This window comes from Xenorhabdus sp. PB61.4, assembly GCF_963894935.1.
GTDB lineage: Bacteria > Pseudomonadota > Gammaproteobacteria > Enterobacterales > Enterobacteriaceae > Xenorhabdus > Xenorhabdus stockiae.
The window spans coordinates 1-19,773 of the sequence record NZ_CAWQJR010000153.1 but is presented as its reverse complement, the minus strand read 5'-3'; the positions used below and the strand labels follow the sequence as shown (position 1 = coordinate 19,773).

General features: G+C 44.3%; 19 protein-coding genes and 1 pseudogene. 12 read left to right on the top strand and 8 right to left on the bottom strand.

Features of this window, described 5'->3' with window-relative positions; all coding sequences use genetic code 11:
- Nucleotides 1-2: 2 nt before the first annotated feature.
- The 4 genes from feoB to AACX68_RS09680 all read right to left on the bottom strand — a co-directional run bounded on the left by feoB (nucleotide 3) and on the right by AACX68_RS09680 (nucleotide 6,030).
- Complete coding sequence (gene feoB, locus AACX68_RS09695) at nucleotides 3-2,312, bottom strand: Fe(2+) transporter permease subunit FeoB (protein WP_228858984.1); 2,310 nt, start codon at nucleotides 2,310-2,312, stop codon at nucleotides 3-5.
- A gap of 74 nt (nucleotides 2,313-2,386) precedes the next feature.
- Nucleotides 2,387-2,617 (bottom strand): ferrous iron transporter A, encoded by a 231-nt coding sequence (gene feoA / locus AACX68_RS09690; RefSeq protein ID WP_099109533.1) that lies wholly within the window; start codon nucleotides 2,615-2,617, stop codon nucleotides 2,387-2,389.
- A gap of 286 nt (nucleotides 2,618-2,903) precedes the next feature.
- Complete coding sequence (locus AACX68_RS09685; protein ID WP_228858962.1) at nucleotides 2,904-3,428, bottom strand: pyridoxamine 5'-phosphate oxidase family protein; 525 nt, start codon at nucleotides 3,426-3,428, stop codon at nucleotides 2,904-2,906.
- Between the two features lie 268 nt (nucleotides 3,429-3,696).
- Nucleotides 3,697-6,030 carry a Tex family protein gene (locus tag AACX68_RS09680; RefSeq protein WP_228858961.1) on the bottom strand — a complete coding sequence of 778 codons (2,334 nt, stop codon included), beginning with the start codon at nucleotides 6,028-6,030 and terminating at the stop codon, nucleotides 3,697-3,699.
- 412 nt (nucleotides 6,031-6,442) lie between these two features.
- On the opposite strand from AACX68_RS09680, the gene greB reads away from it, so the two are divergent.
- The 9 genes from greB to AACX68_RS09635 all read left to right on the top strand — a co-directional run bounded on the left by greB (nucleotide 6,443) and on the right by AACX68_RS09635 (nucleotide 14,613).
- A complete protein-coding gene (gene greB, locus AACX68_RS09675) occupies nucleotides 6,443-6,928 on the top strand; it encodes a transcription elongation factor GreB (RefSeq protein ID WP_228858960.1) in 486 nt (161 codons plus the stop codon).
- A gap of 177 nt (nucleotides 6,929-7,105) precedes the next feature.
- Nucleotides 7,106-7,825: an osmolarity response regulator transcription factor OmpR gene (ompR, locus tag AACX68_RS09670; protein WP_099120363.1), complete on the top strand. Its 720-nt coding sequence runs from the start codon at nucleotides 7,106-7,108 to the stop codon at nucleotides 7,823-7,825.
- Between the two features lie 42 nt (nucleotides 7,826-7,867).
- Complete coding sequence (locus tag AACX68_RS09665; protein WP_228858959.1) at nucleotides 7,868-8,878, top strand: ATP-binding protein; 1,011 nt, start codon at nucleotides 7,868-7,870, stop codon at nucleotides 8,876-8,878.
- Nucleotides 8,879-9,112: 234 nt separating this feature from the next.
- Nucleotides 9,113-10,153, top strand: coding sequence for a phosphate ABC transporter substrate-binding protein PstS (gene pstS / locus AACX68_RS09660; protein ID WP_228858958.1), 1,041 nt, complete (start codon nucleotides 9,113-9,115; stop codon nucleotides 10,151-10,153).
- Nucleotides 10,154-10,183: 30 nt separating this feature from the next.
- Nucleotides 10,184-11,170 carry a phosphate ABC transporter permease PstC gene (pstC, locus tag AACX68_RS09655; RefSeq protein ID WP_228858957.1) on the top strand — a complete coding sequence of 329 codons (987 nt, stop codon included), beginning with the start codon at nucleotides 10,184-10,186 and terminating at the stop codon, nucleotides 11,168-11,170.
- Between the two features lie 7 nt (nucleotides 11,171-11,177).
- Nucleotides 11,178-12,098 carry a phosphate ABC transporter permease PstA gene (pstA, locus tag AACX68_RS09650; RefSeq protein WP_228858983.1) on the top strand — a complete coding sequence of 307 codons (921 nt, stop codon included), beginning with the start codon at nucleotides 11,178-11,180 and terminating at the stop codon, nucleotides 12,096-12,098.
- A 21-nt stretch (nucleotides 12,099-12,119) separates the two neighbouring features.
- A complete protein-coding gene (gene pstB, locus AACX68_RS09645) occupies nucleotides 12,120-12,899 on the top strand; it encodes a phosphate ABC transporter ATP-binding protein PstB (RefSeq protein WP_099125384.1) in 780 nt (259 codons plus the stop codon).
- A gap of 26 nt (nucleotides 12,900-12,925) precedes the next feature.
- Nucleotides 12,926-13,642, top strand: coding sequence for a phosphate signaling complex protein PhoU (gene phoU, locus AACX68_RS09640; protein ID WP_099109523.1), 717 nt, complete (start codon nucleotides 12,926-12,928; stop codon nucleotides 13,640-13,642).
- A gap of 110 nt (nucleotides 13,643-13,752) precedes the next feature.
- On the top strand, nucleotides 13,753-14,613 hold the full coding sequence (locus tag AACX68_RS09635; protein WP_099109522.1) for an ABC transporter substrate-binding protein: 861 nt from the start codon (nucleotides 13,753-13,755) through the stop codon (nucleotides 14,611-14,613).
- Here AACX68_RS09635 and AACX68_RS09630 read toward each other — a convergent pair.
- Nucleotides 14,601-14,732, bottom strand: coding sequence for a hypothetical protein (locus tag AACX68_RS09630; RefSeq protein ID WP_255705484.1), 132 nt, complete (start codon nucleotides 14,730-14,732; stop codon nucleotides 14,601-14,603). The two genes, AACX68_RS09635 and AACX68_RS09630, sit on opposite strands and share 13 nt — an antisense overlap.
- A 77-nt stretch (nucleotides 14,733-14,809) precedes the next feature.
- Between AACX68_RS09630 and AACX68_RS09625 the strand changes: the two genes are divergently transcribed.
- The 3 genes from AACX68_RS09625 (at nucleotide 14,810) to AACX68_RS09615 (ending at nucleotide 17,111) form a co-directional block, all read left to right on the top strand.
- Nucleotides 14,810-15,547, top strand: coding sequence for an amino acid ABC transporter permease (locus tag AACX68_RS09625; RefSeq protein ID WP_228858982.1), 738 nt, complete (start codon nucleotides 14,810-14,812; stop codon nucleotides 15,545-15,547).
- A gap of 1 nt (nucleotide 15,548) precedes the next feature.
- Nucleotides 15,549-16,307, top strand: coding sequence for an amino acid ABC transporter permease (locus AACX68_RS09620; RefSeq protein ID WP_228858956.1), 759 nt, complete (start codon nucleotides 15,549-15,551; stop codon nucleotides 16,305-16,307).
- Nucleotides 16,308-16,874: 567 nt separating this feature from the next.
- A complete protein-coding gene (locus AACX68_RS09615) occupies nucleotides 16,875-17,111 on the top strand; it encodes a response regulator transcription factor (protein WP_228858955.1) in 237 nt (78 codons plus the stop codon).
- Here the strand turns inward: AACX68_RS09615 and AACX68_RS09610 are convergent, their stop codons facing one another.
- From AACX68_RS09610 to AACX68_RS09600, 3 genes and pseudogenes are all read right to left on the bottom strand, one after another.
- A complete protein-coding gene (locus AACX68_RS09610; protein WP_228858954.1) occupies nucleotides 17,112-17,498 on the bottom strand; it encodes a cupin domain-containing protein in 387 nt (128 codons plus the stop codon). It lies immediately after the preceding gene.
- Nucleotides 17,499-17,903: 405 nt separating this feature from the next.
- Nucleotides 17,904-18,803, bottom strand: a pseudogene (locus AACX68_RS09605) (acyltransferase family protein).
- Between the two features lie 379 nt (nucleotides 18,804-19,182).
- Entirely contained in the window at nucleotides 19,183-19,623 is a 441-nt protein-coding gene (locus AACX68_RS09600) for a hypothetical protein (RefSeq protein WP_228858953.1), read from the bottom strand.
- Nucleotides 19,624-19,773 lie beyond the last annotated feature (150 nt).

Below are 19,773 nucleotides of genomic sequence, written 5' to 3'. Positions count from 1 at the left end.
TCCTAGTGACAGCTACCGGAACAATCGCAGTTCCGGTCTCTGGTGCTATTGAATGTGATTGTGATTCTGCTGCGTGCACGGCGTAATCCGACAAACACAGCGACATTGAACAAAATGACCGCCAGAACAGTGAGCAGGCTGCTTTGTGGATGTGCGTAAAAGGTGGCAGCCTGATAAAACAGTACAGCCAGAGAATAGGCGACGTTTAATCCCCATAAAATTGAGAATGTCATCCAGCCACGACTGGTTTCACGGGCAATGGCACCCATCACAGAAACACAGGGCACATACAGCAGAACAAAGATCAGATAGCTGTAGGCCGCAACAGGAGAACCAAATTTAGCACTCATCACTCCCATTGAACTGCTGTCCATGTTGCCGTCGCCTTTACTGGCCTCAATCGGGTTGGACAGAGCACTCAGGGTGAGTGTCTCTTTCAGGCTGTCCCATGTTTCTGTTACTGAGCCTTTCAGTTCATCCAGCAGATTAAACTCATCCGGGTTGAATGGCTGTTTAGTGATGTTTTCTGCGGTATAAAGTGTATTCAGTGTTCCGACAACCACCTCTTTTGCCATCGCTCCGGTGATAAGCCCGACGGTTGCCTGCCAGTTATCAGAATGTACGCCAATAGGATGCAGGATCGGTGTAATGACTTTACTGACCGAAGCCAGCGCTGATTCATTGATATCGTCTACTGTCTTACCAGAGAAAGAAAAGCTATTGAGAGCACCGATAAGCATACTGGCTGCGACAATCACTTTACCTGCACGGATCACAAATCCCTTCAGGCGTTGCCAGGTCTGGATTAATAGCGTTTTAGCATGAGGAACATGATAGACCGGCAGCTCCATGACAAAGGGGGATGCCTCACCACGCATAATGGTGTATTTGAGTAGCAGACCCGTCAGGATGGCAACGACAATACCGAGGATATACAAAGAGAAGACAATACTGGCACCATGTTTATTAAAGAATGCGGCGGCAAAAACGGCAAAAATAGCCAGACGTGCGCCACAAGACATAAATGGCGCCATCATGATGGTAATCAGCCTTTCACGCGGTGCATCCAGTGTTCGGGAACCCATCACGGAAGGAACATTACAGCCGAAGCCGACAATCAGGGGCACGAAGGATTTACCCGGTAATCCCAGAGACTGCATCAGCCTGTCCATCACAAATGCGGCTCTGGCCATATAGCCGGAGTCTTCAAGAAAAGAGAGAAACAGGTACATCATGCCGATCTGCGGAACCAATGGCAGCATGGTATTGATACCGCCTCCGATCCCTTGTGCAAGGAAAATGGTCAGCCAGCCGGGGAAGTGGAGGGTATAGCCGAGCCACTGCATACCATCAATGAAAATGGCAGAGGAAGCGCCATCAAAAATGGGCTGTAAAGCACCACCGATATTAATCGCCAGTACGAACATGAGATACATGACAAACAGAAAGACAGGTACGCCCAGCCAGCGATTGAGAATAACTTTGTCTATTGCCTGAGTCAGCTTATTGGGTATTGCTGACTCAACATCCGTGACTGCCAGGCACAATTTATTGATTGCCTGATAACGGGCATCTGCAATGATGAGTTCAGGTTCTTCAATCTGTTTTTGTTGCAGGCGAAGTTTACTTTCGGCCAATTGCGCCTGCGTCAGTTCTGAACGCTCAAAGCTGTATATATCCCCTTCCAGTATTTGCAGGCTGAGCCAGCGACGCTGTTGCAGATTGAAGTTTCTGCCAATCAGGTCAGCAAGGTTGTTGGCTTCCTGCAATAACGTATCGGGGTATTGCACCAGTACGGGACGTACAGGCTGGTGGTAGTGGTCAATGGCTTTTTTAAGCGTATCTATCCCTGTTGAGCGGGTAGAAACGAGCGGAATAACCGGGCAACCAAGATGTTGCTCCAGTGCTGCGATATCAATGTTGATATGCTGGCTTTTGGCGATATCCAGCATATTCAGGGCAATAATACAGGGAATACCAAGCTCAATGAGCTGTAATGAAAGGTAGAGGTTACGTTCCAGATTCGAAGCGTCAACGACATTGATGAACATATCGGCTTCGCTGCTCAGTATATAGTGACAGGCAATTTGCTCGTCAATTGAGGTTTGCTCGGAAATGGTTGTGAGAGAATAGGTACCGGGAAGATCGACAAGGTCTATTTGATGTTTTTGGGTGGAAAAATGCCCGGTTTTGCGTTCAACCGTGACCCCAGACCAGTTACCGACCCGTTGTCGGGAGCCTGTAAGTTGGTTGAATAAAGTGGTTTTCCCAGAATTAGGGTTACCGATTAAACCTATAGTTAATTGTTTCATCATACTTTTTACTGATCAGGAATAGTGTGCATCATTGCATTCAGTCTCAGGACTGTACCGCATCTGGACTTCATTCATTCCGCTGGATGTACTGCTAATGTGAGGAGCGCTAAGTCTTTTTTACGGAGAATAAGGTTGACTCTGCGTGTTTCTATTTGAATGGGATCTCCTAAAGGTGCAACCCGGATAACCTGAAAAGTAGAACCGGGTAACATCCCCAGAGACAATAATTTTTGCCTGTATGCGCGATTTATCTGTGGGAAGAACCCCAGAATTTTATAGCTTTGATTTGGAGTCAGTGACATATAACACTCCGTTAAAACTCAAAAGACAGTGATTATGAGAATGATTATCCTCAATAAAGCGAAATTCACAAGGAAAAAGTATATTGGTTATTTTAGATTAAAGCGCTAATGAGAATAATATGCAATACCAATATCATCTATTTATCACTGAATAATGACGGAATAAATTGATATTAATCAATTTAATGGGGATTTAATCAAAAATTAAAGTTATGTAAAGAATATCTGAAAGGAATTAATAACAAGCTCCAATAAGAAATGGAGCTTGTTGTTATATATTTTTCTATTAATTTTTCGGTGGATAAAGAAGATCATTTAATGCTACTGAGACACGGGCATCATCCTGACGTTCACTCCAGCCTGTTGAGTCGTATACCCACCATGCTTCCACTTTTAATTCATAGAAACGGCGTATTGCATTGCCATGATAATCAGCAATCGGGCGGGATTTTTTCTTTCTGATATTCTCATCCGGGTAAGTTTTCAGGAAAAAGTAGTCATAGGTTTCCTGTAGTTCATCGTCGGGAACCTGACGGGCATGACCGATGAACTGAGAGCCAGCGAGTATCAGCGATGAATCAGGCGCGGTGATGCTGCTGTATATTGTACCGCTGACCCGAGGGTTGATAAGTAGCTCCTGAGAATGGCGGGTATCCTGTTTTGAATACCAGATTAAACTTAATGGATTATATTTAGGAATATAAAAGAGTGTGGATGACCAAACTGATTCGGCATTCGGATCATGAGTGGCAAGGTTGAAGAATCTTATATTGCTGAGTAAGTCAAAACTGCTTTGGATATATTTATTCATAAATTATTCCTTAACAATTTGAGTTTATTATCTGTATTTATAATTATTTAAACGACTTATGGTTACTATTAATAATAGTGATTGAATTTTCGCAACAGATTATATTAAGTATTAATGAAGACAGGCAGTGATTTCTCCTATTTAAATTTATTAGATCGGCAATAAATTGCAGTGTGATGATGAAAATAGTATTGATTTATTAAGGTATTTTATACCTGACAGAACTGGCTTAATTAAGCCAGTTCTGAAAGTACATTACCGCAGGATATTAACGTTTTTTACCAAAAGCGGCTGCCAGAGCATCACTCATGGCACTATTAGTTAATTGTGCGGAACCGGATGAACGCAAATTCTGGCGGCTTTTGCCATTTCGGTTACGTTCCTGGCGGTTATTTCCCTGAGCGTTATTACGGCGGGCCGGAGCTTCTCCCGGCTGCTCATCAAGGCGCATTGTCAGGGCAATACGTTTGCGGTTCAGGTCAACATCCATCACCTTTACTTTCACGATATCGCCCGTTTTCACTACTGTGTGTGGATCTTCCACGAATCGATCGGAAAGGGAAGAAATATGTACCAGTCCATCCTGATGTACACCGATATCAACAAACGCACCGAAGTTGGTGACATTAGTAACAGTACCTTCCAGAATCATACCTGCACGCAGGTCATTCATTGTCTCCACACCGTCGGCAAACGTGGCGGTCTTGAACTCAGGGCGAGGGTCGCGTCCCGGTTTTTCCAGCTCTTTCAGAATGTCGGTGACCGTCGGGATACCGAATTTTTCCGTGGTAAAATCCTGAGCCTTCAAATCGCGTAAAGCCGCTGGGTTACCCATCAGTTCCGGTAAAGTCTGCTCTGTTGTAGCCAGAATTTTTTCAACGACCGGGTAGGATTCTGGGTGGACGGTAGAAGCATCCAGCGGGTTATCACCCTGATTAATCCGCAAGAAGCCCGCACATTGCAGGAATGCTTTTGGCCCGAGGCGGCGAACTTTCAGCAGCTCTTCACGGTTGTTGAAACGACCGTTTTCATCACGCCAGGTGACGATATTCTGGGCGACAGAGCGGCTCAGACCTGCAACCCGGGTCAGCAGAGAAACAGATGCAGTATTCAGATCAACACCAACACTGTTTACACAGTCCTCAACCACGGTATCCAGTTTTTTGGCAAGCTGAGTCTGGCTGACATCGTGCTGATACTGACCAACACCAATGGATTTTGGCTCGATTTTAACCAGTTCCGCCAGTGGATCCTGAAGGCGACGGGCAATAGAAACCGCTCCACGCAGTGAAACGTCCAGATCAGGGAATTCCTGAGCTGCCAGTTCTGAAGCAGAATAAACGGATGCACCGGCTTCACTGACAATGACTTTCTGTGCAGTAACGGCAGGATACTGTTTCTGAACGTTGGCAAAGAAGCGTTCGGTTTCACGGGATGCCGTGCCATTACCAATAGCGACCAGCTCAACGTTATGTCTGGTGCACAGCGCTGCAACCGCTGCGGCTGCTTTATTTTCCTGCCCCGTGTGCGGGTAGATGGTATCTGTAGCCAGCAATTTACCGGTTGAGTCCACGACAGCAACTTTCACACCTGTTCTCAGACCCGGATCCAGACCCATTGTGGAACGCATACCCGCAGGAGCCGCCATCATCAGGTCATTCAGGTTACGGGCGAAGACGTTTATCGCTTCGTTTTCTGCTTTTTCGCGCAGCGTACCCATTAACTCTGTTTCCATATGCAGCAGAATTTTGATCCGCCATGTCCAGTTCACGACAGCCTTGCGCCAGCTATCAGCCGGTGCGCTGTTCAGACGCAGGTTCAGGTGGTCAGTGATAATCTGCTCGCAGTAACTTTCTTTAGGGGCTTCTTCAAACTGGGGATCGGCATTCAGGGACAGTTGCAGGATGCCTTCATTACGTCCGCGGAACATCGCAAGAGCGCGGTGCGAGGGAACAGAGGAGATAGCTTCATGATGATCGAAGTAATCGCTGAACTTAGCGCCTTCTTCCTCTTTACCTTCAACGACTTTGGCAGTCAGGTGGGCATTTTTCCACAGGTACTCACGTACTTTTACCAACAGAGACGCATCTTCAGAAAAACGCTCCATCAATATATAGCGGGCGCCATCCAGGGCGGCCTTGGTGTCTGCAACATCGTTGTCAGCATTAACATAAGCAGCAGCGGCAGATTCCGGTTCTTGCTGCGGGTCTTGCCACAACAGGTCTGCCAGTGGCTCCAGCCCGGCTTCAATCGCAATTTGCCCACGGGTACGGCGCTTAGGTTTATAAGGAAGATAGAGATCTTCCAGTTCGGTTTTGCTGAGCGTGCTATTAATGGCTTCAGCCAGTTCACCCGTCAGTTTACCCTGCTCTTCGATAGATTTCAGGATAGTCTGGCGGCGGTCTGACAGTTCGCGCAGATAACCAAGACGGCTTTCAAGCTGGCGAAGCTGGGTGTCATCAAGACCTCCGGTAGCTTCTTTACGATAACGAGCAACAAAGGGAACGGTGTTTCCTTCATCAAGTAAAGTAATAGCAGCCAGAACTTGTTGGGGCTGAGCCTGTAACTCACCGGCAATAATTCGACTTAAAGATTCATTCATAGTCTATTTTCTTCAACTTTCTCTGCGCCTGTAGATATCAGCAGATATCCGCAGACAGGGCCAGATTCATCATTTAACTGGATGCTGGCAGGGTTCAAACTTGGCTCCATTATATACGTACAGAGCGCAATAATTTCCAGTTTCTATATTTCGTCTTTCAAGTGGCCTCTTTGTTGGCTGCGCCGCATCTTGAAATCCATTGTGTATATGCCTTCTATCTTTCTTTCGGTTGCCCGTTTTGTTGCGAGGACTGAACCACCGCAGTGACTGATTATTTTCTGCTGTGATGCGACTCGGAATTTAACAGGTATAGCATAATATTTCTGTCATGTTGCGATGGAACTCATCGAATATCTGCCCGGTTAAGATATAGTACTGCGCCATTAATCATATTTTCTCAAGTGAGTTTTTCATGGGCAAAAGTAACTATATTACCCGAGAGGGCTGGCAGGCGCTTGATCAGGAACTGAAATACCTTTGGAAAACTGAGCGCCCACAAGTTACTCAGGCTGTCTCTGATGCGGCTGCATTAGGAGATCGTTCAGAAAACGCAGAATATATTTATGGTAAAAAAAGGTTAAGGGAAATTGACCGTCGCGTGCGTTTTTTATCTAAAAGACTGGATGTCTTGCAAATTGTAGACCCTGATCCGCGACAGGAAGGAAAAGTTTTTTTTGGGGCATGGGTTAAAGTCGAAAACGAAAAAGCCGAAGAATATATTTTCCGTCTGGTGGGACCGGATGAGTTTGATCCGGCCAAAAAATGGATTTCCATTGATTCGCCGGTGGCAAGAGCGCTACTTGGCAAACGGGTTGATGATGAAGTGACTGTAATGACGCCGAATGGTCTGGCGGTTTACTGGATTCTGGAAATCCGTTATCAGCCACCGGAAATATAAAAGCAGTAGGTGTAAATCAGGGAGCAAGGAAAACAGGGATGAAAAACAGAAACATAAGTAATTATTGCCAATATTGCAAATATTCTTAAAATACATGGCGTTAGTGTTATTTTAAGGCATGGATTTTCTGTAAGAATGATGGATATTGCGGGCATGGAGCATCTTGGGAGCTGACACATGCAAGAGAGTTATAAAATACTTGTTGTTGATGATGATATGCGTTTGCGAGTATTGCTGGAACGCTACTTATCGGAGCAGGGTTTTCAAGTTCGTTGTGTTGCAAATGCAGAGCAGATGGACCGCTTATTGACCAGAGAATCTATTCAATTGATTGTACTGGATTTAATGTTACCGGGAGAAGATGGGCTTTCAATCTGTCGCAGATTAAGGAGTCAGAATAACCCGATCCCTGTCATTATGATATCTGCGAAAGGGGAAGAAGTTGACCGGATTGTCGGTCTGGAAATCGGAGCGGATGATTATCTGGCAAAGCCCTTTAATCCACGGGAATTACTGGCACGTATCCGGGCAGTGTTGCGCAGGCACTCTAATGAATTATCTGGCGCACAGACACCGGATAATGCCGTCGTGACGTTTGGTAAATTTAAACTGGATCTCGGGACGCGAGAAATGTTCCATAAAGATGAACAACTATCCCTGACCAGTGGTGAATTTTCTGTACTGAAAGCACTGGTGTCCCATCCCCGTGAACCGTTATCGCGGGATAAGCTGATGAGTCTGGCCCGTGGCAGGGAATACGGTGCAACGGAACGTTCTATTGATGTGCAGGTTTCCCGTCTGCGCCGTCTGCTTGAAGAAGATCCGGCACATCCCCGCTATATCCAGACTGTTTGGGGGTTGGGATATGTTTTCGTTCCTGACGGTAACCAAGCATAAATCGTAATAAGGTGCCTCATAAGGAATAATTGGAAGTACGTTATGAAAAAGTTCAGGCTCTCACTGCATCATAAATTCTCCCGTGCTCTGGTTTGGGCACTGGCGATGCCGTTGAGCAGCCTGATGATCAGTTATCTGTCTGCCACCATGCTGGCAAGGCGGGAAGGCATCTCATTTATTACCGTATTCCCGTATATCCTGATCAGCACACTATTGTCAGTATTATTTGTTGCCGCAATGTGCTGTCTTTACCTTCGGGCACAAAGGCGTCCTCTGGCCGCCATACAGCAGGCAATCATCAGGACAGGAAAAGGGAAAATCATTACCCCATTACCTGAATCGGGAACATCCGGCACCCGGTCGGTTATCCGTGCCTTTAATCAAATGTCGGTGGCGCTTAAGTCGTTGGAGGATGATCGGGCTATTTTTATAGCCGGTCTCAGCCATGATTTACGTACTCCGCTGACACGGATACGGCTGGCGATGGAGTTGATTGGCGGAGAAAATGATTTCCTTTGTGAATCCGTGAATCAGGATATTGAAGAGTGTAATGCAATTATTAGCCAGTTCATCGATTATCAGCGGGCCGGGCAGGATACGGCAAAAATTCGTTGTGAGTTAAATCAGCTCATTGAGGAAGTGATGAGAGCAGAAAAGGCGGCGATTGCAGATAACCTGTCAGTTATTCCGGTTTTCATTATGGCCGACCCTCTGTCAGTGAAGCGTGTACTGGCGAATATGCTCACTAACGCTCAGCGTTATGGTAATGGATGGATCGGCATCAGCAGTGGAAAAACTGAAAAATTCGGCTGGTTACAGGTGGAAGATAATGGCGCTGGTATCACAAAGGAAGACATTGATATTTTGTTCCAGCCTTTCAGGCAGGGAAAAGCGCATAACATGAATAACCGCCATAATCACAGGGGCGTTGGGCTGGGGCTTGCTATTATCCGCCGTATCATCGACATGCATGACGGATATCTTGATGTGGGCAGAAGTGAAAAAGGAGGCTTATCCATTCGCGCTTATATCCCACTAGCGGCTGATTCCTAAGTTGCTCATTCTGAACCACTGTCATAAAAATGTCATAATTCGTACATTTTGCTGTCATCAAAGTGACTTATTTTTCCCTCCAGAATCATCTTTTTATACTCGGTAAACTTCAAGTTTCAACGGGTAATATGGGGCGAGTCCTTATATCTCCCCGCATATTGAAGTTGAATTGGTGTAAAACCAAACTACTAACAGTTGTTTTTGATGAATGATGTGTCTCTTAGCGGAGGGTGTATGAAACCAGTGCGTCTCACTGTAGTAGGTATGATGGCAGCAGCATCAGCTATGGTATCTGTCTCTTCATTTTCAGCAACCAACCTGACAGGAGCCGGAGCGACTTTTCCGGCACCGATATATACCCAATGGGCTGATTCCTACCAAAAAGAAACCGGCAACAAAATCAATTATCAGGGAATTGGCTCTTCGGGTGGCGTAAAACAGATCATCGCTGGCACGGTTGATTTTGGTGCTTCAGATGCACCTCTCACCGATGAAAAACTGGCATCTGATGGTTTATTCCAGTTTCCGACTGTGATCGGTGGCATTGTGTTGGCAGTGAACCTTCCGAATATCAAATCGGGCCAACTGGTGTTGGATGGTAAAACGCTGGGAGACATCTATCTCGGTACCATTAAGAAATGGAATGATCCCGCCATTGCGCAACTGAATCCGGATCTTAAACTGCCTGATCAGGATATTGCCGTTATTCGTCGTGCCGATGGCTCCGGGACTTCATTTGTCTTTACCAGTTATCTCTCCAAAGTAAATAGTGACTGGAAAGCAAAAGTCGGTGCCGGTTCTACCGTGAAATGGCCGACCGGGCTGGGCGGTAAGGGCAATGATGGCATTGCCGCATTTGTTCAGCGTTTACCCGGTTCTATTGGCTATGTTGAATATGCCTATGCGAAACAAAATAACCTTGCTTATACCGGATTGATTACCGCTGACGGAAAGACGGTTTTTCCCACTGAGGCCAATTTCAGTGCGGCGGCAAAAGGTGCTGACTGGAGTAAAAGTTTCGCACAGGATCTGACTAATCAGCCGGGCGAAAATGCGTGGCCAATTACGTCAACGACATTCATCCTTATCCACAAACAGCAGAAAAATGGCGCAAATGGTGCAGAGGTTCTGAAGTTCTTCGACTGGGCTTATGAGAAAGGAGGCCGACAGGCGAAAGCGCTGGATTATGCCGTGTTGCCGCAGGATGTGATCAAACAGGTACGTGCAGCATGGAAAAGCAATATAAAGGATGAGCATGGCAATGCTCTGTACTAGCTCTTTGGCGAGTGGAAACTGATAACTCAAATGGGAATTGAACGCATGGCAGAACATAAAGCCGATGACCAAACCAGTTTGCAAAAAGCCCCGGGCAGGTATGGCGATATCATTTTCAGTGTACTGGTCAGGCTGTCTGCGCTGATGACGTTATTCCTGCTGGGAGGGATCATCATTTCGTTGTTTGTTGCTTCCTGGCCGAGTATGCAGCAGTTTGGAATGGCTTTCCTGTGGCAGAAAGACTGGGATGCACCGGCAGAGATCTTTGGCGCACTGGTGCCGATTTACGGCACATTAATCACCTCGCTCATTGCCCTGATTATTGCCGTTCCGGTGAGTTTTGGTATCGCGCTGTTTTTGACCGAACTGGCTCCAAACTGGCTGAAACGGCCACTTGGTGTGGCAATCGAGTTACTGGCGGCCATTCCCAGTATTGTTTATGGCATGTGGGGGCTGTTCGTGTTTGCCCCGCTTTTTGCCACCTATTTTCAGCAGCCTGTCGGTGCAGTGTTGTCGGGTATTCCCATTGTAGGGGAACTGTTTGCCGGCCCGGCTTTCGGTATCGGTATTCTGGCCGCGGGGATCATTCTTGCCATTATGATTATTCCCTATATTGCTTCTGTGATGCGCGATGTCTTTGAACAGACTCCGGTCATGATGAAAGAGTCGGCTTACGGCGTTGGCTGCACAACATGGGAAGTGATCTGGCATATCGTTCTGCCTTACACCAAAAATGGTGTCATCGGCGGCGTTATGTTGGGGCTGGGGCGGGCATTAGGGGAAACGATGGCGGTGACTTTTATTATCGGTAACACCTACCAGCTGGATAGCTTTTCGCTCTATATGCCGGGAAACAGTATCACTTCTGCACTGGCAAACGAATTTGCCGAAGCTGAGTCGGGCCTGCATACCTCTGCTCTGATGGAGTTGGGACTGATTTTATTTGTGATCACTTTTATTGTTCTCGCGTTGTCAAAACTGATGATTATGCGTCTGTCCAGAAATGAGGGGCGCTGAAATGGCGATGACTGATAAGCAGCGAACAAAGCGAACAAATAGTAGTGTTAGCTCAGAAGGCCATGCCAGCCGCAACCGGAGGCAAGTTTGGCGACGTCAGAAAAACCGTCTAGCCCTGTTTCTGTCTATGGCAACAATGGCATTTGGCCTGTTCTGGCTGGTCTGGATTTTAATTTCTACAATCACCAAAGGCATTGATGGTATGTCCGTGGCGTTATTTACTGAAATGACGCCACCGCCCAACAGCGAGGGAGGCGGGCTGGCAAATGCTATCGTCGGCAGCGGACTCCTGATTTTCTGGGCAACGGTATTTGGCACACCTTTGGGAATTATGGCGGGGATCTATCTGGCTGAATATGGCCGTCGCTCTTTGCTGGCTGAAATGGTTCGTTTTATTAACGATATCCTGCTTTCGGCCCCCTCTATTGTGGTAGGGCTATTTGTCTACACCATAGTGGTCATGAAGATGCAGCACTTCTCCGGTTGGGCAGGGATTATTGCGCTGGCTTTGTTACAAATTCCCATTGTTATCCGCACAACGGAAAATATGCTGAAACTGGTGCCGAATAACTTACGTGAAGCTGCTTATGCACTGGGAACACCGAAATGGAAAATGATCACGGCGATCACTTTAAAAGCCTCCATATCCGGCATTATTACCGGCGTCCTGCTGGCTATTGCCCGTATTGCCGGTGAAACTGCGCCTTTGTTGTTTACTTCCCTTTCTAACCAATTCTGGAGCACAGACCTCAGCCAACCCATTGCTAACCTGCCTGTCACCATTTTCAAATTTGCCATGAGTCCATTTTCGGACTGGCAGCAGCTGGCATGGGCCGGTGTTTTGCTGATTACCCTGTGTGTACTGTTGATTAATATTTTGGCTCGGGTTTTGTTTGCCAAAAAGAAATTTGCCGATAAGAAATTCTGAAACTGAAGAGAGAAGCTGTTGATGAATAAGGTTAATAATGATGTGGCAGGGAGTAAAATTCAGGTACGTGATCTGAACTTCTATTATGGCAAATTTCATGCCCTGAAAAATGTGACGTTAGATATTGCGCAGAATAAAGTGACCGCTTTTATCGGCCCTTCAGGATGTGGCAAGTCAACTTTGTTGCGCACCTTTAACAAAATGTATGAATTGTACGGAGAACAGAGGGCGGAAGGTGAGATCCTGCTTGATGGGACAAATATTCTGGCCGATAAACAGGATATAGCTTTACTGCGGGCTAAAGTGGGGATGGTTTTCCAGAAGCCGACACCTTTTCCGATGTCGATTTACGACAATATTGCGTTTGGAATCCGTTTGTTTGAAAAACTCCCAAGAGCTGAAATGGATGAACGGGTGCGATGGGCACTGACGAAAGCTGCATTGTGGAACGAAACAAAAGATAAGCTGCATCAGAGCGGTTATAGCCTGTCAGGAGGCCAGCAGCAGCGTTTGTGTATTGCCCGAGGTATTGCCATTCGTCCGGAAGTTTTATTGCTGGATGAACCCTGCTCGGCCCTCGACCCGATTTCTACGGGGCGTATTGAAGAGCTTATCAGTGAACTGAAAGCGGAATATACCGTTGTGATCGTGACTCATAATATGCAGCAGGCAGCACGTTGTTCTGATTATACGGCTTTTATGTACTTGGGTGAGCTGATTGAATTCAGTGACACTGACATCTTGTTCACCACACCCAAAATGAAACAGACCGAAGATTACATTACCGGTCGTTACGGTTGATACAGGCAGAAATGGGGTAGCTAAAGATGGATAATCTGAATTTCGGCAGGCATATCTCCGGCCAGTTCAACGCTGAACTGGAACATATCCGTACTGAACTTATGGCAATGGGCGGATTAGTGGAGGAGCAGCTTAGCAAAGCGATTCTGGCGATGCACAACCAGGATAGAGAGCTGGCTCAGCAGGTCATTGAAGACGATGAAAAAGTGAATATGATGGAAGTGGCAATAGATGAAGCCTGTGTTCGAATTATTGCCAAGCGTCAGCCGACGGCCAGTGATCTGCGCCTGATTATGGTTATCTCAAAAACCATTGCGGAGCTTGAACGCATTGGTGATGGCGCTAATAAAATCTGTCAGACCGCGCTGGAGCGGTTTTCTCAGCAGCATCAACCGTTGCTGGTCAGTCTGGAATCTTTGGGCTGGCATACCATCCGAATGCTGCATGATGTACTGGACGCCTTTGCTCGCATGGATTTGGCAGAAGCCATTCGTATCTATCGTGAAGACAAAAAAGTGGATCAGGAATATGAAGGCATTGTCCGCCAGTTAATGACCTATATGATGGAAGATCCGCGTACTATTCCAAGCATTATGACCGCACTCTTCTGTGCCCGCTCTATTGAGCGTATCGGCGATCGCTGTCAGAACATTTGTGAGTTTATTTTCTATTACGTAAAGGGGCAGGATTTTCGTCATATTGGTGGCGATAAACTGGAAGAGCTGCTGACAAAAGGTGAGTAATTTTTATTCCAAAATAATATAAATATAGTATTTTATATTATTTCATGTGCTATGCCGAAATTGATAGCTTTTGTTAAACAATAAACAATTATTGATAACAGGGGTGTCCAATGAAATACCGCAATCAATCTCGGCGTAATCAATCCCGAATAGCACTGACTGCATTACTGACCGGTCTGGTATTGGCTTCAGGTGTCGCTAAGGCAGATAAACTTGATGATATAAAAAAAGCAGGCACAGTTCGTATTGCGGTATTTGATAGTAACCCGCCTTTTGGTTTTATCGATCCTCAAACAAAAAAACTGGCAGGTTATGATGTGGATATCGCCAATGCCATTGCCAACGATCTGGGTGTAAAACTGGAACTGCGCCCGACCAATCCCGCTAACCGTATTCCACTCCTTTCATCCAAAAAAATTGATTTAATTGCCGCGAACTTCACGATTACCGATGAACGCGCAAAACAGGTGGATTTCTCCATTCCTTACTTTGCCACAGGGCAAAAATTTATTGCACGCAAAGGCGTTCTGACTAACCCGGACGATATCGCTAAACTGCGTATCGGGGCAGATAAAGGGACAGTACAGGAAATTACGTTGCGTGAACGTTATCCAACGACCAAAGTCATCTCTTATGACGATACTCCGCTGGCATTTGCTGCATTGAGAAATGGTAATGTTCAGGCGATCACGCAGGATGATGCCAAATTAGTTGGCCTGCTGGCCAATGTGCCTGAGGCGCAAAAAGCAGATTTTGAAATCTCCCCTTTCAGTATTACCCGTGAATATCAGGCAGTAGCGGCTTCAAAAGGAGAAGCCCGCTTGGTTGATTCCGTAAACCAGACATTACTGAAACTGGAAAAAGAAGGCGAAGCAGAAAAAATTTATAACCGCTGGTTTGGCCCTGAAACAAAATCGGCTCAGCCGCGCGGTGATTTCAGATTTGCCCCGTTAAACAATCAGGCAGAGTAATAGATAGCACCTGAAATGACAGCGAAAGCCAGCCCCGTCTTTGCACGGGGCTGTGCCGTTTTGTGTTGAGATCCCCCATCGTCTTTCAGGTTGCCTCTTTGTTGGCTACGCTCACTCACCCCGAGTTCCCTTGCTGCTGCGATGCAACTCGAAATTCATAGGGTATAGAGTGAATATTATTAATGGTGAATATGTTATGTTTGAGCAATTTTTCGGCGAGCACTTACTGGCTCCTGAATATCTGCAATGGCTCTGGCAAGGGTTCCTGATTACGTTGTGGATCTCTGCCTGTACTATTGCTTCCTCTACCTTATTAGGTTTTGTCATTGCGGCTGCACGGGACAGTCAGATCCAGCCATTGCGTTGGCTGGTTACAGCCTATACCTCGATATTCCGTAATACACCACTATTGGTACAACTCTTTTTCTGGTATTTCGCTTCCGGCCAGATTTTGCCTCAGGCCGCTATGATCTGGCTGAATACTTCCCATGAAATCACACTGGCAGGTTTAACACTGGAATGGCCTTCATTTGAATTTCTGGCGGGGTTTATCGGTCTGACGATCTATTCAGCGCCTTTTGTCGCGGAAGAACTGAGAGCAGGCATGCAAGGGATTGGGCGTGGGCAAAAATATGCGGCTCAGGCTCTGGGCTTAACTGGCTGGCAGGCGATGCGCTATGTTGTGCTGCCACAAGCACTGAAAATTGCTATGCCGCCCCTTTTAGGCCAGTACATGACTATCGTTAAGAATTCATCATTAACGATGGCGATTGGTGTGGCTGAGCTTTCCTATGCTTCCCGTCAGGTAGAAACGCAATCCCTGAAAACTTTTGAAGCGTTTGGGATTGCGACAGTGCTTTACATCGCGATTATTGCGGTGATGGAAGGCTGGGGGCAATGGCGTCAGCAGAGAATACTGGCGAGAGGGCATTGATATGGATTTTACTGTTATCGCTGAAAACTGGCGCTACCTACTGTTGGGCACATTTCCTGACGGGCCACTGGAAGGTGCCGCATTAACATTGATAATCAGCCTGATGGCCGGAGCAATTTCCATTGTTTTAGGAATTGTGGCAGGCGTTGCACTGGCGATGCTGCGTGGTTTCTGGGTAAACCTGCTGGCGGCGGTGTTGGGTTTTTTCCGTGCTATACCGGTTATTATGCTTATTTTCTGGACTTACTTCCTGTTGCCAGTGGTATTAGGAATGGAAATTCCCGAAATTACAACGGTTGTCTGCGCACTGGCTCTGATCACCTCTTCCTATCTGGCTCACGGTGTTAAAGCAGGTATTCTGGCAATCGGAGAAGGCCAATGGCGAGCAGGGTTGTCTTTGGGCTTTAATCGCTGGGAAGTGTTGTGGCATATCGTTTTACCACAGGCTTTGCGCATGATGGTGCCTTCGTTTATTAACCAGTGGATTGCATTAATCAAAGATACCTCATTGGCTTATATTGTCGGCGTGGCAGAACTGTCATTTCTGGCAACACAGGTTAATAACCGCAGTATGGTTTACCCGATGGAAGTCTTTTTATTTGTCGCATTAGTGTATTTTGTGATGTGTTTATCACTGGAATTAACAGCGAACTATGTGGCTCGTCGTTTCTCAGTGAAACGTGAGAAAAAGGGATTTTTCACGTTTTGGTCTAAAAAGGAATTAATGATGGTTTCTAACGCTAATAATATTAAATGTTAGCCAGTGATTTAGCTTGTTTCATCTGTTAACTCTCCGCGATTGAAGTGGGGAGTTATTATCTCTATTATGTTTTTAGTTTAATAAAAATATCCTGCAAGGGAAATTATTTGAATTTGAGAATATAGTATGAGTATAAAAAGTATATTGGCTAACAGTCAATTTAAACAACTTTTAGAGTTACATAGAAAAATAGATGAAAAGGTTAAGTATGGTGATCCATCATTATTGGATGAGTCGGAATTTGTTAAGTTTTTGGTTTTAAGATGCTAATTTCCGCTCACTACCTCTTTTTTGTATTATTTTTACTATTATTGGTATTGAAGTTTATTGCAGGGATAATAGACTATAGAAATATTTCTTTATATATTATAGTAATGGATTTTTTACTGGCATTTCTTATGTTAAATACTCGAAGCTATAACTATTATCTCAGAGAACTACATTATTTTTTAGCATGGCATCGGATAATGATGAAATTATAGTATTTCTGGTAAAAAATCTTGCAACGATGATACTCCAGGATCGAGTGGAGCATTACTTAGCTGTTGCAAGATGGGATATTGACTAATGATATATATTAAAAATAAATTCTTTTATATTCTGCAAGGTTTTTTCACTAATGATATAGCTGAAAGGCTACAACTCTCTTTAAGAACAATTGCGAATCACATTCAAAATGTGTACCGAAAAACAGGGATAAAATGTAAAAAAGATTTAGTTGCATATTGTTATGAAAATAACATTGCTAACTATATCCCTGAAAGTTTTTTCAGGGAATCACAGTCTATTACTTTTACAAAATAATTATTCGCATATGTCTGAAAAGCATACTCTATCATGGGATAGGTGGGATTCCGGGCATAAAAATATTAATTCCACCTTTTCATGAGCGACAAGTTGATGTGCTGTATTCGGATAAATACAGAAAATAGATCCTTGGGAGAACTGCCTTTTTTGGACATCATGAATATCATTATTTACTACTTCACCTGTCCAGATTTCGCCTTCACCAGAAAGTATTATGTACCATTCATCTCCGTTGCTGTGGTTATGGCACCCAACTTTTTTACCTGCATTGATAGACGTGGCATAAGCATTTAAGCCTTCTTTTTTTATCATATGCCTGACAGAAATACCGACTGCATCATCTTTGATAGCATCTTCTGTAGAAAAACTAGCAAAATCTATCACAACTACATCCTTATATTTAAAATGAGAACTTTTTACTCTTTTTTGATTGAGTATTAAAACTTAACATTTATTTATGTGTAAAAAAATAAATTTTTTAAATTATCAGAATTATGTCTCATTTATATTAAATGTTTTGCTATTTTTACCTACATTGGGGGATGAGTGTTTTTTTCAGAATGGGTAGAAATATATGCCAGTGTTATTGGCTATTAGATGAAGGTTTGATTTTATATTTCATAAATCTTGCTTCAATATTATTGTATGTTATGGTTGCAGGAACGATGACGATAAAATAGATGATTAATGCCAGTAAATTATTGAGGAAAATATTTCCGGTAGTCAAGTTTCTCCTTCCTGCGATGAGCTGAGTTAACTCTATACCCGTTTTTTTCTGGATAATAAACATTAAGTTGTAATAATTAATATTACTGCCACATGAACCATATAAAGAGAGTAAGATATTTTGCCTAAATGCTGCATGTATTTATTAAGGAAAAAAGAGGAAATAATACCTCTTTGATATGCCAGGGTGAAAATAGTAAGGCAATAAATAACAGTGCAGATTATTTGCTTGGCTTCATATTGGGAATTGACAAAATAAATGAGAAACGCCACACAGAGAATTTCTAAAATAGTTGCCGTAATAGTGCTTATTTTTATATCAGAGAAAATCCTGAAAATACTATAGGTAAATGCTCCAGCAAAAAAACTTGATACTCCTCGTGTAACAGCTTGTTGTAACATAGGGTTGCCACTGACAAGCAGCCATAAAGTGGCTACAGATATTAATAGCCATATTAGAGGAGCGATATTCATTTTTCTAAAAGTAATAATGGTTAAATACAGTATAATATATGTATAGAATTCGACACTGAGACTCCACGTAGGGTAATTAAAAGTCAGATTGAGATAATGTGTTGTGGGAGTCCATGATTGAATTAAAAAGAGATTGGGTAAAATCTCCGAGGGGGCAGTTCTTCCGGTAAATGGTGTTGCATCAAAATGAATACCGGAGTTTTTTTGAATCAATAATCAACAGAATTCCAGAAATATTAATAACATTAATATGTGAAGAGGGAATATTCTGAAGAACCGGGAAGATATATATGGAGTAAATTTTACATCTCTATATGCATAGGTGTGTGTCAGCACAAACCCACTAAGTACAAAGAAAAGCTCTACAATAATATAACAGGTACGAAAAAAATGAAGTTCAGTAAATGCACCAACAATATGTAAATGACCAGTCACAACAATTAAATCGCCGATTCCTCTGACCGCATCTAAAGATTCAAATCGCTTCATCATACCCATCTCATTCAATATATAAGTTTTAACTATGTACAATTACAAATAATTATTTTCAAATAAAATTAATATGTTTAGTGACTTCATAGTATGTAAAAAGGAAATTAATCACCGCTATAAAAAAGCGGCCGGAGTTATCTTTTATCTTAATACGTTTTATTGTTAGTATGTGCAGCCTAAATAGGCATTGAAGCCAATATCTGCATAATGCTCACAAATTTTCGATATGGTTAAGTTTCATTTATTGCAATAACTATGATTTATATTTTAATTAATTTAATGAATTTTTTTGGTGTGATGGTTCTATATGATAATTCGAAATAATTTGAAAGTGGCGTCCTCAGTAATGATTGCTTACGCCACTTTTTAAGATAAGTTAGCTGTGCTTTTTCGGGGTAAACAACGCAATTATGGTAGCGCTTAACAATAGCAATGCGCCTGATATGGTTAAAACGGACAGAAATGCGCTATCAAAGGCCAGTTTTGCTGCCTGAAGCAATGATAAAGCCATATCACCCTTTAGCCCTTCTGCGACGATAATCGCTTCATCAATACTATTCTGTAATGCATTACTGACTGATTCTGATACAGGGATATCAGCTGGTAGGGTAAATGCTGCTGTATAAATTGCTACCAACAGGCTACCGAGTACAGCAACCCCAATCAGACCTCCAAGTTCATAGGCAATTTCTTCAATTGAGGCTGCTGTACCTGCGCTATGCTCGGGGGCGCTGAACATGATGGAGGTAGAAGCTGCTGTCATCGCAGCACCGACACCGAATCCAATCATGGAGAATGTCGTGATTTGTACCAACACTCCGGACCGGAAGCCGATGAGATAGCCAAAAATACCTAATCCCGCTGGAACAGCCAGAATCAGCTTATCGGGCTACAGACCCCGGGCGGCCAGCAGTGGGACTATCGCTACGATGCGTTCGGGCGGCGCACGGAGAAGGTGTGTGAACAG

Coding starts and splice junctions, on each gene's coding strand:
- AACX68_RS09680 (WP_228858961.1), bottom strand. CDS start 6,030: ATGAATGAATCTTTAAGTCGAATTATTGCCGGTGAGTTACAGGCTCAG.
- phoU (WP_099109523.1), top strand. CDS start 12,926: ATGGATAATCTGAATTTCGGCAGGCATATCTCCGGCCAGTTCAACGCT.
- AACX68_RS09685 (WP_228858962.1), bottom strand. CDS start 3,428: ATGAATAAATATATCCAAAGCAGTTTTGACTTACTCAGCAATATAAGA.
- feoA (WP_099109533.1), bottom strand. CDS start 2,617: ATGTCACTGACTCCAAATCAAAGCTATAAAATTCTGGGGTTCTTCCCA.
- pstC (WP_228858957.1), top strand. CDS start 10,184: ATGGGAATTGAACGCATGGCAGAACATAAAGCCGATGACCAAACCAGT.
- greB (WP_228858960.1), top strand. CDS start 6,443: ATGGGCAAAAGTAACTATATTACCCGAGAGGGCTGGCAGGCGCTTGAT.
- AACX68_RS09665 (WP_228858959.1), top strand. CDS start 7,868: ATGAAAAAGTTCAGGCTCTCACTGCATCATAAATTCTCCCGTGCTCTG.
- pstS (WP_228858958.1), top strand. CDS start 9,113: ATGAAACCAGTGCGTCTCACTGTAGTAGGTATGATGGCAGCAGCATCA.
- pstB (WP_099125384.1), top strand. CDS start 12,120: ATGAATAAGGTTAATAATGATGTGGCAGGGAGTAAAATTCAGGTACGT.
- pstA (WP_228858983.1), top strand. CDS start 11,178: ATGACTGATAAGCAGCGAACAAAGCGAACAAATAGTAGTGTTAGCTCA.
- AACX68_RS09635 (WP_099109522.1), top strand. CDS start 13,753: ATGAAATACCGCAATCAATCTCGGCGTAATCAATCCCGAATAGCACTG.
- AACX68_RS09625 (WP_228858982.1), top strand. CDS start 14,810: ATGTTTGAGCAATTTTTCGGCGAGCACTTACTGGCTCCTGAATATCTG.
- AACX68_RS09620 (WP_228858956.1), top strand. CDS start 15,549: ATGGATTTTACTGTTATCGCTGAAAACTGGCGCTACCTACTGTTGGGC.
- feoB (WP_228858984.1), bottom strand. CDS start 2,312: ATGAAACAATTAACTATAGGTTTAATCGGTAACCCTAATTCTGGGAAA.
- ompR (WP_099120363.1), top strand. CDS start 7,106: ATGCAAGAGAGTTATAAAATACTTGTTGTTGATGATGATATGCGTTTG.
- AACX68_RS09615 (WP_228858955.1), top strand. CDS start 16,875: ATGATATATATTAAAAATAAATTCTTTTATATTCTGCAAGGTTTTTTC.